The sequence below is a fragment of the Pseudomonas sp. MWU349 genome, from assembly GCF_017947325.1.
In the GTDB taxonomy this organism is placed as follows: Bacteria; Pseudomonadota; Gammaproteobacteria; order Pseudomonadales; family Pseudomonadaceae; genus Aquipseudomonas; species Aquipseudomonas protegens.
In genome coordinates, this window is sequence record NZ_JAFEVP010000005.1 from 370779 (window position 1) to 384823 (window position 14045).

General features: G+C 63.6%; 12 protein-coding genes. 2 read left to right on the forward strand and 10 right to left on the reverse strand.

All coding sequences use genetic code 11. The features are described 5' to 3' along the window. Positions 1 to 41 precede the first annotated feature (41 nt). From hutH to hutC, 8 genes are all read right to left on the reverse strand, one after another. The gene (gene hutH, locus KCG88_RS21750) at positions 42 to 1565 is read right to left on the reverse strand and encodes a histidine ammonia-lyase (protein ID WP_047283580.1); all 1524 of its coding nucleotides are present in this window, start codon (positions 1563 to 1565) and stop codon (positions 42 to 44) included. Positions 1566 to 1643: 78 nt separating this feature from the next. Further along, positions 1644 to 2474 carry a glycine betaine/L-proline ABC transporter ATP-binding protein gene (locus tag KCG88_RS21755; protein WP_052914285.1) on the reverse strand — a complete coding sequence of 277 codons (831 nt, stop codon included), beginning with the start codon at positions 2472 to 2474 and terminating at the stop codon, positions 1644 to 1646. Further along, positions 2471 to 3322, reverse strand: coding sequence for a proline/glycine betaine ABC transporter permease (locus KCG88_RS21760; RefSeq protein WP_210713061.1), 852 nt, complete (start codon positions 3320 to 3322; stop codon positions 2471 to 2473). Before KCG88_RS21760 ends, KCG88_RS21755 begins: the two co-directional genes overlap by 4 nt. A 71-nt stretch (positions 3323 to 3393) precedes the next feature. Next, entirely contained in the window at positions 3394 to 4359 is a 966-nt protein-coding gene (locus KCG88_RS21765; RefSeq protein ID WP_047283578.1) for an ABC transporter substrate-binding protein, read from the reverse strand. A gap of 75 nt (positions 4360 to 4434) precedes the next feature. Then, positions 4435 to 5904 (reverse strand): cytosine permease, encoded by a 1470-nt coding sequence (locus KCG88_RS21770; RefSeq protein WP_047283577.1) that lies wholly within the window; start codon positions 5902 to 5904, stop codon positions 4435 to 4437. Between the two features lie 129 nt (positions 5905 to 6033). After that, the gene (hutU, locus tag KCG88_RS21775; protein WP_047283576.1) at positions 6034 to 7716 is read right to left on the reverse strand and encodes a urocanate hydratase; all 1683 of its coding nucleotides are present in this window, start codon (positions 7714 to 7716) and stop codon (positions 6034 to 6036) included. A 404-nt stretch (positions 7717 to 8120) separates the two neighbouring features. Beyond that, positions 8121 to 8693: a HutD family protein gene (locus KCG88_RS21780; RefSeq protein WP_047283575.1), complete on the reverse strand. Its 573-nt coding sequence runs from the start codon at positions 8691 to 8693 to the stop codon at positions 8121 to 8123. After that, positions 8690 to 9439, reverse strand: coding sequence for a histidine utilization repressor (gene hutC, locus KCG88_RS21785; RefSeq protein WP_011058774.1), 750 nt, complete (start codon positions 9437 to 9439; stop codon positions 8690 to 8692). Before hutC ends, KCG88_RS21780 begins: the two co-directional genes overlap by 4 nt. A 107-nt stretch (positions 9440 to 9546) precedes the next feature. Between hutC and KCG88_RS21790 the strand changes: the two genes are divergently transcribed. After that, on the forward strand, positions 9547 to 10911 hold the full coding sequence (locus KCG88_RS21790; RefSeq protein WP_210713062.1) for a formimidoylglutamate deiminase: 1365 nt from the start codon (positions 9547 to 9549) through the stop codon (positions 10909 to 10911). A gap of 81 nt (positions 10912 to 10992) precedes the next feature. Here KCG88_RS21790 and KCG88_RS21795 read toward each other — a convergent pair whose 3' ends face one another. Together KCG88_RS21795 and KCG88_RS21800 are read right to left on the reverse strand one after the other, a co-directional pair. After that, positions 10993 to 11562, reverse strand: a complete 570-nt coding sequence (locus KCG88_RS21795; protein WP_011058772.1) for a lipocalin family protein — start codon at positions 11560 to 11562, stop codon at positions 10993 to 10995. 33 nt (positions 11563 to 11595) lie between these two features. After that, a complete protein-coding gene (locus KCG88_RS21800; protein ID WP_011058771.1) occupies positions 11596 to 11850 on the reverse strand; it encodes a hypothetical protein in 255 nt (84 codons plus the stop codon). A 282-nt stretch (positions 11851 to 12132) separates the two neighbouring features. Between KCG88_RS21800 and KCG88_RS21805 the strand changes: the two genes are divergently transcribed. Beyond that, a complete protein-coding gene (locus KCG88_RS21805; RefSeq protein ID WP_210713063.1) occupies positions 12133 to 14025 on the forward strand; it encodes a methyl-accepting chemotaxis protein in 1893 nt (630 codons plus the stop codon). Positions 14026 to 14045 lie beyond the last annotated feature (20 nt).

The window sequence follows — 14045 nt, forward strand, 5'->3', positions numbered from 1 at the left end:
GCGGGCGGCGCCTTGGCACGCTGGCGATGTGGAAATCCGTTTTATTGCACCTTGGAAAAGCGTTTGTTGAACAATCGCGGGTCCTTGAGCAAGGCCGCCACGCTGGCGATATCCGGGGCCAGCCAGCGGTCCTGGTCGTAGGCCGGAACCCGCTCGCGCAGCAGGCACCAGGCAATGCCGGTGCCGGTGCCGAAGCGCTGCTCCTTGAGAAATTCGAATGCCTGGGCCGCCAGCAGGTACTCGATGGCGAGGATCTGGGTGCAGTTTTCCAGCACCTGCAGCAGCTTCAGGGCGGCGTTGGTGCCCAGGCTCAGGTGGTCTTCCTGCAGGCCCGAGGTGACGAAGTTGTCGAGCACCGCCGGCTGTGCCAGCTGGCGGTTCTGCGCACACAGCGAGGCCGCCACGTACTGCACGATCATCATCCCGGAGTTGACCCCGGGCTCGGCCACCAGGAACGCCGGCAGGCCACTGACATGGGGGTTGATCAGGCGGTCCAGGCGGCGCTCAGCGATGGAGCCGATCTCGGCCATGGCAATCGCCAGCACGTCCGCCGCCAGGGCCACCGACTGGCCGTGGGGGTTGGCCTGGGACACCACCCGATAGTTGTCCGGGGTGCCCAGCAGCAACGGGTTGTCGGTGGCGGCATTGAGCTCGGTTTCCACCTGCCTGACCGCGTGGGCCAGTTGATCCCGGGCAGCACCGTGCACCTGGGGAATCGAGCGGATGCTCAGGGCGTCCTGGGTACGGATGCCCTTGCTGGAAGCGATCACCTCGCTGCGGTCGAGCAAGGCCCGCAGGTTGCTGCCCACCACCTGCATGCCGGGGTGCGCCTTGAGGGCGATGATCTCGGCATCAAAGGCGGCAATCTGGCCGCGCAGGGCCTCGAAACTCATGGCGCCGATCACGTCGGCCCACTGCAACAGGCGGCTGGCATCGGCCAGGGCCAGGCAACCGAGGCCGGTCATGCACGGCGTGCCGTTGACCAGGCACAGACCATCCTTGGCCCCCAGTTGCACCGCTTGCAGCCCTTCCTCGGCCAGGGCCTGCTCGGCGCTGACGATGTGCCCGCGATAGCTGACCTGACCGACGCCGAGCAGCGCCACGCCGATATGGGCCATGTGGGTCAGGTAGCCCACCGAACCCTGCGACGGCACCTGCGGGGTGATCCCGCGATTGAGCAGCGCCAGCAGCGCCTGGACCACCTGCCGGTGGATCCCGGACTTGCCGTGGCTGTAGTTGATGATGGCCGCACAGATGATCGCCCGGGTCTGTTCGTCGGCCAGCACCGGGCCAACTCCGCAGGCATGGCTGAGCAGGGTATTGCGCGACAGCTGGCTGAGCTGCTCGCCGGCCAGCACCACATTGCACAAGGCCCCGAGGCCGGTGCTGATGCCATAGGCGCGCTCGCCGCTGTCCACCACTTTGCGCACGATGGCCTGGGCATTGTCGATCCGCGCCCAGGCCTGCTCCGAGAGTTCGAGCTCAGCACCGTGGCGGGCGACGGCGACAACATCCTGCCAACCCAGGGGGGCGTCGGCGATTACGATCTTTTCAGCCTGGAACATCGTTAACCTCGTGGTGAAATCCTGGGGCCTCTTCGCTGGCAAGCCAGCGCCTACGGGCCGGGGTTTGTTGACTGTGAACTACACCGTCGCAGCACGACGCTGGACGAAACGGTCGACGTACTCATCGGCCGGTGAATGCAGGATCTCCCTGGGCGTGCCCACCTGGATCAGGCGGCCGTCCTTGAGGATCGCGATGCGGTTGCCGATGCGCACGGCCTCGTCCAGGTCATGGGTGATGAAGACGATGGTCTTGTGCAGGGTCTTCTGCAGCTCCAGCAACTGGTCCTGCATTTCTGCGCGGATCAGCGGGTCGAGGGCGCTGAAGGCCTCGTCCATGAGAATGATGTCGGTGTCCGCCGCCAGGGCCCGGGCCAGGCCGACCCGCTGGCGCATGCCGCCGGACAGCTGGTGCGGGTACTTGCTCTCGTAGCCCTTGAGGCCCACGGTGTTGATCCAGTGCAAGGCACGCTCGGCACACAGCGCCTTGCTTTCGCCGCGCACCTTGAGGCCGTAGGCAACATTGTCCTGCACGTTGCGGTGGGGCAGCAGGCCGAAGCTCTGGAACACCATGCTGATCTTGTGCCGGCGAAACTGGCGCAGGGCCTCCATGTCGTATTGCAGGATGTCCTCGCCGTCCACCAGGATCGCGCCGCTGGTGGGGTCGATCAGGCGGTTGAAATGGCGCACCAGGGTCGACTTGCCAGAGCCGGACAGGCCCATGATGACGAAGATCTCGCCGGTGCCGATGCTCAGGGACAGGTCGTTGACCCCGACCACACAGCCGGTCTCGGCCAGCACCTGGTCCTTGCCCTTGCCTTGGCGGATCATCGCCAGGGCGTCGGCAGGGCGACTGCCGAAAATCTTGAAGACGTTCCTGACTTCGATCTTGCTGATGGCAGCGCTGTTCATTTGCTCACCTCATGACGCGGACGACCGTAGGCCTGGGTAATGCGGTCGATCACCACCGCCAGAATCACGATCGCCAGCCCCGCTTCCAGGCCGCGCCCGACGTTGAGGGTCTGGATCCCCACCAGCACGTCTTCGCCCAGGCCACGGGCACCGATCATCGAGGCGATCACCACCATCGACAGGGCCATCATCGTGGTCTGGTTGATCCCGGCCATGATGCTCGGCAGGGCCAGGGGCAGTTGCACACCGAACAGCTGCTGCCAGCGGTTGGCGCCGAAGGCGTTGATCGCCTCCATCACCTCGCCGTCCACCTGGCGGATCCCCAGGTCGGTGAGGCGGATCAAGGGCGGCGCAGCGTAGATCACCGTAGCGAAGATCGCCGGCACCTTGCCCAGGCCGAACAGCATCAGCACCGGAATCAGGTACACGAAGCTGGGCATGGTCTGCATGATGTCCAAGAGCGGCATCAGCACTGAGCGCAGGCGGTTGCTGCGGGCCGAGAGGATCCCCAGGGGGATGCCGATCAGCACCGAGATCAGGGTGGCCACCAGCATCAGCGCCAGGGTCTGCATCAGCTTGTCCCACAGCCCCACCGCGCCCACCAGGAACAGCAGGCCGACGATCACCGCGGTGGTCAGCAGCTTGCGGGTGGCGTGCCAGGCGATACCGCCGACAATCGCCAGCATCAGCCACCAGGGCGCCATGCGCAGCAGGCTTTCGAGGTTGACGATGGCCCACAGCAGGGTGTCGGAAATGTGCCGGAACACATCGCCATAATGGGTCACCAAGGCATCGACCCAGCCGTTGACCCAGTCGGCGATGGAAAACGTGAAACTTTCTGGAAACATAGGAAACTCTCGCTCAAAGGAGGTTGCTGTCCGGTTCCCGACGGCCCTTGGAGCCGCCGGAAAAGCCCCGGCTACAGGGCCGCGTCGATTTTCCCGGCGGCCTCTTCACTGACCCATGGGTGCCAGACTTCAGGATGTTCCTTGAGAAAGAGTTTCGCCAGTTTCGGCGATTCGATGCGCTCGCGGCTCATGCGCGCCAGGTTCTGGTTGAGCAGGTCGATCGGCAGGTTGACCTTTTCCAGCACCGCCACCAGCTCCGGGGCCTCGTCGTGGAAGACTCGGGACAAACCGACCTTGATGCTCACGCTCTTGTCGACGCCAGGTTTCTCATCGAGCTTGACCAGGTCCACCTGGCCCATCAGCGGGGTCGGCGACCAGTAGTAGAAGAGGATCGGCTCGCCGCGCTTGTAGCTCGACAGCACTGCCGCATCCAGGGCCGGGCCGGTGCCCGGGCGGAAGTTGGTGTAGCTGCTTTCCAGGCCGTAGCTCTTGAGCATCTCGCTGTTGTCCAGCTCGCAGGTCCAGCCCGCCGGGCAGTTGTAGAAACGCCCCTTGCTCGGTTCTTCCGGGTCCTTGAACACGCTGGCGTACTTGCCCAGGTCGGCAATGTTCTTCAGGTCCGGGGCCTTGGCTTCGAGCTTGCGCTTGGCATCGCCTTCGATCACGTAGCGCGGGACGTACCAGCCTTCGACAGCACCCACCACCGGTGCGCCGACGCCCACCACCTTGCCGGCCTTCTCGGCCTTGTTCCACACCTCGCTGCGGCCTACCCACTCTTCGGCGAAGATCTGGATGTCATTGCTGCCCAGGGCGTTCTCCATGGTGATGGAGTTGCCCGGCAGGCTGTCGGTCTTGCAGCCGTAGCCCTTCTCCAGGACCACCTGCAGCACGTCAGTCAGCAACATGCCGCTTTCCCAGTTCAGGCCGGCGAACTTCACCGCCTTGCCCGACTCGCACCAGCCCGCAGCCTGGGCGCCGGAAGCGGCCAGCAGGCCCATGGATAACAACGTGGTCAGCAGGGTCTTATGCATTTTCATTGTGTGACGCTCCTAATCATGAGTTGGCTTACGGCAGTTAAGAGGCATCCAGCCCTGTCCACGTCCAATCAAGACTCATACCGCTGCAGCGCGGGTGGCCCTGCTCAGTTTTTGTTCGATGGGCGCGCCCTGCTCTACCGGCAGGATCAGGTGCTCGGGCACCGCGCCATGCCACTTCTTCGCACAGGCGTAGTACAACGCCGCGGGCACCACCAGGCCGATGATCCAGGAGATGTCGGTATCTCCGAGGCTCGCCACCAGGGGGCCGGTGTAGAAGTGGGTGGAAATGAACGGCATCTGAATCAGCACGCCGAACACATAGATACTGATGCCCATGACATTCCAGCGACCGTAGCGACCGTCCGGATTGGACAGCGCGGGGATGTCATAGCGCTCCTTGGTGATGCAGTAGAAATCCACCAGGTTGATCGCACTCCAGGGCGTGAAGAACGCCAGCAGGAACAGGATGAAGGCGGAGAAATCCTTGAGGAACGAATCCTTGCCCAACAGTGCCAGGGTGGCGGCTAGCGAGACCATGATGAAGATGTAGAGCAGGCGCACGCCGCTGCCGATATGCCGGCTGCCGCGAAAGCCGCTGATGATGGTGGCGATCGACATGAAGCTGCCGTAGGCATTCAGCGTGGTCACCGTGACCTTGCCGAAGGCCACGGCGAAATACAGCAGGCCGGCGACGACACCGGTACCGCCGAGGCCGACGATGAACGACACCTCGTGGTGGGCGAACTGGGACCCGGCCAGGGCCGCCGCGAAGACCCCGAAGACCATCGCGGCCTGGGCCCCGATCACCGAACCCAGGCCTACGGCCCAGAAGGTTTTCGCCGCCGAGGTGCTGCGCGGCAGGTAGCGCGAGTAGTCCGCCACATAAGGGCCGAAGGCGATCTGCCAGGAAGCCGACAGCGATACCGCCAGCAGGAAGCTGGCCAGGGAAAAATGCTTGTTGCCGAGCAGGGCGGCGATGTCGTTACCTGCCAGGAGCTTGTAGAACAGGTAGATGAAGGCCACCACGCCAAGCACGCTGGCGATTCGCCCGATGCCGTGGATGACCCGGTAGCCGAAAATGGTGAAGACCATGATCGAGCCGGCGAACAGCAGGATGCCGGCCCAGTCTTCGACGTGCAGCAGTTGCGCCACCGCCTGCCCCGCCAGCAGCGAACCGCTGGCGGAAAAGCCGACGTACATCAGGCACACCAGCACCAGGGGAATCACCGCACCGTACACACCGAACTGCACGCGGCTGGAGATCATCTGCGGCAGCCCCAGTTGCGGGCCCTGGGCGGCATGCAGGGCCATGACCCCGCCCCCCAGCAACTGACCGATCAGCAAGCCGATCAGCGACCAGAACACATCACCGCCCAGGACCACTGCCAGGGCGCCGGTGACAATGGCGGTGATCTGCAGGTTGGCGCCCAACCACAGGGTGAATTGACTCAAGAGACGACCGTGTCTTTCCGCTTCCGGGATGTAGTCGATCGAACGCCTTTCGATCAACGGTTTGTTGCTTGCACGATCATTCGCTAAAGCCATGGACGTCGAACCTCTAATGGGCACTGCAGACGATTTCCCCTGTAGGAGCGAGCGTGCGAGCGAGGCGGTGTGCCTGATGCACCGCGGTGCTTGCTTGGCCAGCAAGCTGGCTCCTACAGAGAGCGGTGGTTATTTGCCGGTGATCATCGGCAGATTCAGGCCCTGTTCCTTGGCGCAATCGATGGCGATCTGGTAGCCGGCATCGGCGTGACGCATCACCCCGGTGGCCGGGTCGTTGTGCAGCACCCGGGCAATACGCTCGGCCGCTTCATCGGTGCCATCGCAGACGATCACCATTCCCGAATGCTGGGAGAAGCCCATGCCAACGCCGCCGCCGTGGTGCAGGGAAACCCAGGTCGCGCCACTGGCGGTGTTCAACAGGGCATTGAGCAGCGGCCAGTCGGATACGGCATCGGAACCGTCCTGCATGGATTCGGTTTCACGGTTCGGGCTGGCCACGGAACCGGAGTCCAGGTGGTCGCGACCGATGACGATCGGTGCCGACAGCTCGCCGCTGCGGACCATTTCGTTGAAGGCCAGGCCGAGCTTGGCGCGCAGGCCCAGGCCAACCCAGCAGATCCGCGCCGGCAAGCCCTGGAAGCTGATGCGCTCGCGTGCCATGTCCAGCCAGTTGTGCAGGTGGGCGTCGTCGGGGATCAGTTCCTTGACCTTGGCGTCGGTCTTGTAGATGTCTTGCGGGTCGCCAGACAGCGCCGCCCAGCGGAACGGGCCGATGCCACGGCAGAACAGCGGACGGATATAGGCCGGGACGAAGCCGGGGAAGTCGAAAGCGTTTTGTACGCCCTCTTCCTGGGCCATCTGGCGGATGTTGTTGCCGTAGTCGAAGGTCGGAACCCCCATTTTCTGGAAGTCCAGCATGGCTTGGACGTGCACGGCCATGGACTGCTTGGCCGCCTTGATCACCGCCGCCGGCTCGGTCTGGGCGCGGTCACGGTACTGCTCCCAGGTCCAGCCCTTGGGCAGGTAGCCGTTCAGCGGGTCGTGGGCGCTGGTCTGGTCGGTGACCATGTCCGGGCGCACGCCGCGGCGCACCAGTTCCGGCAGGATCTCGGCAGCGTTGCCGCACAGGGCAATGGAGATGGCACGGCCTTCGGCGGTGTATTTCTTGATCCGCGCCAGGGCGTCGTCCAGATCGGTGGCCTGCTCGTCGACGTAGCGGGTCTTGAGGCGGAAGTCGATGCTGGTCTGCTGGCACTCGATGTTCAGCGAGCAGGCCCCGGCCAGGGTCGCGGCCAGTGGCTGGGCGCCGCCCATGCCGCCCAGACCGGCAGTCAGTACCCAACGGCCCTTGAGGTTGGAATCGTAATGCTGGCGGCCGGCTTCGACGAAGGTTTCATAGGTACCCTGGACAATGCCCTGGCTGCCGATGTAGATCCAGCTGCCAGCGGTCATCTGGCCGTACATGGCCAGACCCTTGGCATCCAGTTCGTTGAAGTGTTCCCAGCTGGCCCAGTGCGGCACCAGGTTGGAGTTGGCGATCAGTACCCGTGGCGCGTTGCTGTGGGTCTTGAACACGCCCACCGGCTTGCCGGACTGCACCAGCAGGGTTTCGTCGTCATTCAGATGGGTCAGGGCCTCGACGATCTTGTCGTAGCACTCCCAGTTGCGCGCCGCGCGGCCGATGCCGCCGTACACCACCAGCTCCTTGGGGTTCTCGGCAACTTCCGGGTCGAGGTTGTTCATCAACATGCGCAGCGGCGCTTCGGTCAGCCAGCTCTTGGCGGTCAGCTTGTTGCCGCGTGCAGCACGGATTTCGACGTTACGGTATTTAGTTGGCTTGCTGTCGGTCACGGAAAAACTCCTCGGCGATGAGTCCAAGGTGCGAAGAGGATTCCATCGACTCTTACGCACACATATTTACTTGTACATACAAGCATATGCAATCAAGCGGCCAACTCCCTTAAGATCATTCCCATAAACCTGATCAACACATCGCAGGCCTTGTAGAACGGGGCTTTCAACGAAAGATAAATTTTCAGCGAAGGTTTTTTGCCACGCGCGTGGCTGTTACCAGGATGGGCTTTTGCGCCGAGCTGGGGCGTTAGGTAACAAATGAGTGCGCGCAAGAAACAGCAGGTGCGCCGGCGCAGGCACGCAGCCCCCCGCACGAAGCCGAGGGCAACCAAGCACTAATAAACAAAGGAGGTTTGCAGCATCCGCAGGCCGTATCCCGGCCTGCGGCAAGATGTGATGAATCAGCGGGCGGTGAGTTCGATCACGCAGCACAGCCCGTCCAGGGCGACTTCCAGTAACCCGCTATTGCCTTCCAGGCGCAGGCAGTCATAACGCCCCAGTGCTTGGACCGGTGCGCTACCGGTATCCACCCAGGCTTGCTCGGCAGCGCTGAACAGCAACAAGGTGTGCGCCTGGGTGAAAAACCGCTGCTGGCCATCGAGCCACTGCAGGCGGGCAGCGTAGCGCTGTGGGCAATAGATCAGGTTGAAGTCGCGGATCGCCCCCTCCAGCAATGTGCAATCGACCTGGCTCGCGCCGTTGAAGGCAAAGGCGTCCAGAGGCAACAGCGGCCGCACATCCTCACCATCGATGGTCAGTTGCATGCCCGCGCCCTGAAGCACGGTGATGACCCGCTGGTAACCGGCAAAACTGGAAAACCCGCCGGACTCGGCGATATCGGCAATCGACAGGCGCCAGCCGAAACCGTCCAGGCCGTCACCGGTGTCCCGGGCAATCTCTTCGGTGCTGCCTCCACCGTTTTTCCAGGGCATGCGTGGGTAGTCGGCGGCACGCAGATGGGTGAGCTGGATCATTTGTGAAAGCGCCCTTCCAGACGATGACGGGAACCGGGGTGGATCAGCCGCGCGGCGGTCACCGGCTGGCGCCCGGACCAGGTGCGGCGGCGAATCAGCAGGCAAGGCTCGCCCCGCTCGATCTGCAGCAGCCGGCATTCTTCGGCTTCGGCGAGAATCGCCTCCACCACATGCTCGCCCTCGGTCAGGGGCGCGACCTGGGACAGATAGGCGTAGGGGGTCTGCAGGGTGAAGTCCTGCTTGAGGTACTCCGGCGCCACCAGGGCGTTGACGAAACGGTCCTCGATCTGCACCGGGATGTCGTTCTCGAAATGCACGATCAGCGAGTGGAAGACCTTCTGCCCTTCACGCATGTCCAGGGCCAGGGCACGCTCGGAACCGGCGGCCTCCTCGCCCAGGGTGATCACCTGGCAGGTGTGGCGATGACCGCGGGACGCGATCTCGTCGGCAATGTTGTGCACTTCGAACAGGGCGGACTGGCTCTTGGGTTCGGCGACGAAGGTCCCCACGCCCTGCATCCGCACCAGCATGCCTTCGGCCGTCATCTCGCGCAGCGCGCGGTTGATGGTCATGCGGCTGAAACCCAGCTGATTGACCAGCTCGCTTTCCGAGGGAACACGGTAGTGCGGCGGCCAGTTTCCGCTCTCGATCTGCTGGGTGATCATCTGTTTGACGCGGGCGTACAAGGGCGCCGGACTATCACCCAAGTGGGCAGCCAGCGGCGATTTGGCAGGCGGAGTCGGCACAGGAAATCCTTGTTGATCGATAAAGGTGGCTAGCTTGCCGGAGTTTACCGGGCAGGCAAACGTCTGTATATGTATATACAAATAACAAACGATAGGGTGCTTGAACCATGTCCGCCTTTTTCGCCGAACGTGCACTGCTGCCTGATGGCTGGGCCAACCATGTACGCCTTGAAGTCAGCGCCAGCGGCCTACTGACACAGATCCAGGCCAACGCCAGCGCAGACGGCGCGGAACGGCTCAAGGGCCCGCTGCTGCCGGGCATGCCCAACCTGCACTCCCATGCATTCCAGCGGGCCATGGCCGGGCTGGCGGAAGTGGCCGGCAACCCCAATGACAGCTTCTGGACCTGGCGCGACTTGATGTACCGCCTGGTGGGCAAGATCGATCCCGAGCATTTGGAAGTCATCGCCCGGCAGCTGTATATCGAAATGCTCAAGGCCGGCTACACCTCGGTAGCTGAATTCCACTACGTGCATCACGACAGCGACGGCAAGCCCTACGCCGACCCCGCCGAACTGTCCCGACGCATCAGCCAGGCCGCCGCCAGCAGCGGTATCGGCCTGACCCTGCTGCCAGTGCTCTACAGCCATTCCGGCTTTGGTGGCCAGGCGCCGAATGACGGCCAGCGCCGCTTCATCAACAGCACGGAAAACTACCTCAAGCTGCAACAGCACTTGCAGCCTCTGCTGGCGCAGCAGGCCAACCAGCAACTGGGCCTGTGCTTTCACTCGTTGCGGGCGGTCACGCCACAGCAGATCAGCGAAGTGCTGGCTGCCGGTGATCGCCATTGCCCGGTGCATATCCACATCGCCGAGCAGCAGAAGGAAGTCGACGACTGCCTGAGCTGGAGCGGCCGGCGTCCATTGCAGTGGCTGTATGAAAACGTCGCGGTGGATCAGCGCTGGTGCCTGGTCCACGCCACCCACGCCAACCCCGAGGAAGTCAGCCTCATGGCCAGAAGCCGGGCCATCGCCGGCCTGTGCCTGACCACCGAGGCCAACCTGGGCGACGGTATTTTCCCGGCGGTGGATTTCCTGGCCCAGGGCGGGCGCCTGGGCATCGGCTCCGACAGCCACGTGTCCTTGAGCGTGGTGGAAGAACTGCGTTGGCTGGAGTACGGCCAGCGCCTGCGGGACCAGCGCCGCAACCGCCTGTACCGCGCCGACCAGCCCATGGTCGGCCGGACCCTGTACGACGCCGCGCTGGACGGCGGCGCCCAGGCCCTGGGACAAGGCATTGGCGCCCTGGCCGTGGGCACCCGCGCCGACTGGCTGGTGCTGGATGGCAACGACCCCTACCTGGCCACCGCCGAAGGCGACGGGATTCTCAACCGCTGGCTGTTCGCCGGCGGCGACCGCCAGGTGCGCGATGTGATGGTGGGTGGGCAGTGGGTGGTGCGCGACGGGCGTCACGCCGCCGAAGAAGACAGCAGCCGGGCCTTCACCCAGGTCCTGCGTGACCTGCTCAACTAACCCCGACCTGTAGGGGCCGGCTGGCCGGCGAAAGCATTCTCACGAGCGCCTTCGCCGGCCAGCCGGCTCCTGCGGATGAGCTTATTTCGAGGTCTTGGCCATGGCCGAGTCCGACACCCGCCAGATCAGCCGCGTGGTGTCATACCCCTGCTGGCGAGCCTTGCTCAGCAGTTCCTCGCGCACCGTTTCGTTGACCTCCTTGGTCCGCGACAGCAGCCACAGGTAACGGCGGTTCGGGTTGCCGACAATCGCGGTCTTGTAGTCATCGCTGACGTACAGTACCCAGTAGTCGCCCTTGGTAGCGCCCGGCAGCAGCCGCGAGAACCAGTTATCGAACTCCACCCACAGCTTGTCGGTCTTGCCCGGCACTTGAGGCGTGGCCGTACCACGGGCCTCTTCCCATTTCCATTCCGGCGTCAGGCAGCGATTGAGCACCGCCACGTTGCCCTCCGGCAGCAGGGTATAGCGAGCCTCGGATTGCGCACAGTTGCGCTGGAAGTACATGGGCAACCGCGCCAGCTCGTACCAGGTCCCCTGGTAACGCTTGAGATCGACGTGGTTGACGGTCTTGGGCGCCAGCGAATCGTCCCGGGACGTGGCGCAGCCGGCCAAGAGCAGGCCGACCAGAAGAGTGACAGCAAAACGCATCATTATTTTTCTCCCGTGGGCCCGAAGCCCCGGTTTTTACTTCAGGCCTTGCCCGGAAAACATCAGAACCTTGTCACCGGCGTACTGCACGCTGATAAAGCTGTTCTTGTCGCCCCAGGTGCAGCTGGACATGCCCAGCGCGCCCGAACAGTCAGTCGGCTTGCCCAGGAGTTGTTCGACCTCGGCCTTGGGCATACCCGCCGACAGCTTGGAATAGTTTTCCTGATTGACCTTGCTGCACGCGGCCAGCAGCACGCAGAACGACAACAGAGCGAGAGAACGCAGGGACATGGTGAACTCCTGGACAAAAGGGGGAAGGCCTGTCAGCCAACCAGAAGCTTAGAAGAGAAAACCCCCTTCTGGTTCCCCGGTGCGACGGGTATTTCTTGCCTGGCAAACCGGGCAATTGCCTCGTAAATCAAGGACCTTTTTGCCGCACCTGACAGTTCGTCGGCTTTGTGCATCTGCCCCTCATTTTCCGTGGTGGCCAGTCGACATAAGATGCAGCGCAAAGCCCTCCACTGTGGCAAATTGACGCCCCTCGTTGACCAGCCCCTCGCGGTAGTTCATTTAATGACCAGAAATATGAAATTCAGCCACAAGATCCTGCTTGCCGCCGCCCTTGTGGTTGCCGTTGCGTTCGCCTGTTTTATTCTGTTCAACGACTATCGACAGCGAGAGGCCCTGCGCAGCAGCACCGAAGCCTCGATGCAGGAACTGGGCAGCCTGACCACCAGCAACATCCAGACCTGGCTGGAGAGCCGCATCCAGCTCCTGCAATCCCTGGCCCAGCAGATCGCCGTGGACGGCAGCGGCGCCGATAGCCTGAAACGCAGCGTCGGCCTGCCCGCCTACACCGGCAACTTCCAGCTCAGCTACTTCGGGGGCCAGGACGGCGTGATGTTCTCGGTACCGGCCGGCAACCGCGCCGCCGATTACGACCCACGCGCCCGCGGCTGGTACAAGGCAGCCACCAGCGCCCAGCGGACCATCGTCACCGAACCCTACATCGCCGCCTCGTCGGGCAAGCTGGTGATCACCGTCGCCACCCCGGTACAGCACCAGAACCAGATGATCGGCGTGGCCGGTGCCGACATCGACCTGTCGAGCATCAGCGCCATCATCAACTCACTGAACTTCGGCGGCCACGGCCATGCCTTCATCGTCAGCGCCGAGGGCAAGATCCTCATCCACCCTGACAGCAAGCTGGTACTCAAGAACCTGAACGAGGCCTACCCCAACGCAGCGCCGACCATCAGCCCGGGCCTGAAAGAAGTGCAACAGGGCGGCAAGACCCAGTTCATTTCCTTCACCCACGTCAATGGCGTGCCCTCGGCCGACTGGTACGTGGCCCTGGTCCTGGACCAGGACACCGCCTTCGCCATGCTCAGCGAGTTCCGCACCTCGGCCATCATCGCCATGGCCATTGCCGTGGTGATCATCATCAGCCTGCTGGGCATGCTGATCCGCATGCTGATGCAGCCCCTGCACCTGATGGGCCGGGCCATGCACGATATCGCCGAAGGTGAAGGCGACCTGACCAAGCGCCTGGTGATCCACGGCCACGACGAATTCGGCACCCTGGGAGTGTCGTTCAACCGTTTCGTCGAACGCATACACAGCTCGATCCGCGAAGTGTCCTCGGCCACCGGCCAGGTCAACGAAGTGGCCCTGCGGGTCGTGGCTGCCTCCAACTCGTCGATGTTCAACTCCGACCAGCAGGCCTCACGCACCAGCAGCGTGGCCGCAGCCATCAACCAGCTGGGCGCCGCCGCCCAGGAAATCGCCCAGAACGCAGCCCTGGCCTCGCAGCACTCCAGCGACGCCCGCAGCCTGGCGGAGGACGGCCAGCAGGTAGTGGACAAGACCATCGCCGCGATGCACCAGCTGTCGGCCAAGATCAGCAGCTCCTGCGACAACATCGAAACCCTCAACAGCAGCACGGTGAACATCGGCCAGATTCTGGAAGTGATCACCAGCATCTCCCAGCAGACCAACCTGCTGGCCCTCAACGCCGCCATCGAAGCCGCCCGCGCCGGTGAAGCCGGGCGCGGCTTCGCAGTGGTAGCGGACGAGGTGCGCAACCTCGCCCACCGCACCCAGGATTCGGCGCAGCAAGTGCAGAAGATGATCGAGGAACTGCAGGTAGGCGCCCGTGAAGCGGTAGGCACCATGACCGAAAGCCAGCGCGAGAGCGAGAACAGCGTGGGCATTGCCAACCAGGCCGGCGAGCGCCTGGGCAGCGTGACCCAGCGCATCGGCGAGATCGACGGCATGAACCAGTCGGTGGCCACCGCTACCGAGGAACAGACCGCCGTGGTGGAGTCGATCAACGTCGACATCACCGAGATCAACACCCTCAACCAGGAAGGCGTGGAAAACCTCCAGGCCACCTTGCGCGCCTGCGCCGACCTGGAGCAGCAGGCCAAGCGCCTGCAGCATCTGGTGGGCAGTTTCCGTATTTAAAGGAACAGCTTCGCCGGCTT

What these genes read in the sequence shown, in the direction of transcription:
- hutH (WP_047283580.1), bottom strand. Translation starts at nt 1,565, where the DNA reads ATGTTCCAGGCTGAAAAGATCGTAATCGCCGACGCCCCCCTGGGTTGG.
- KCG88_RS21755 (WP_052914285.1), bottom strand. Translation starts at nt 2,474, where the DNA reads ATGAACAGCGCTGCCATCAGCAAGATCGAAGTCAGGAACGTCTTCAAG.
- KCG88_RS21760 (WP_210713061.1), bottom strand. Translation starts at nt 3,322, where the DNA reads ATGTTTCCAGAAAGTTTCACGTTTTCCATCGCCGACTGGGTCAACGGC.
- KCG88_RS21765 (WP_047283578.1), bottom strand. Translation starts at nt 4,359, where the DNA reads ATGAAAATGCATAAGACCCTGCTGACCACGTTGTTATCCATGGGCCTG.
- KCG88_RS21770 (WP_047283577.1), bottom strand. Translation starts at nt 5,904, where the DNA reads ATGGCTTTAGCGAATGATCGTGCAAGCAACAAACCGTTGATCGAAAGG.
- KCG88_RS21780 (WP_047283575.1), bottom strand. Translation starts at nt 8,693, where the DNA reads ATGATCCAGCTCACCCATCTGCGTGCCGCCGACTACCCACGCATGCCC.
- KCG88_RS21790 (WP_210713062.1), top strand. Translation starts at nt 9,547, where the DNA reads ATGTCCGCCTTTTTCGCCGAACGTGCACTGCTGCCTGATGGCTGGGCC.
- KCG88_RS21795 (WP_011058772.1), bottom strand. Translation starts at nt 11,562, where the DNA reads ATGATGCGTTTTGCTGTCACTCTTCTGGTCGGCCTGCTCTTGGCCGGC.
- KCG88_RS21800 (WP_011058771.1), bottom strand. Translation starts at nt 11,850, where the DNA reads ATGTCCCTGCGTTCTCTCGCTCTGTTGTCGTTCTGCGTGCTGCTGGCC.
- KCG88_RS21805 (WP_210713063.1), top strand. Translation starts at nt 12,133, where the DNA reads ATGACCAGAAATATGAAATTCAGCCACAAGATCCTGCTTGCCGCCGCC.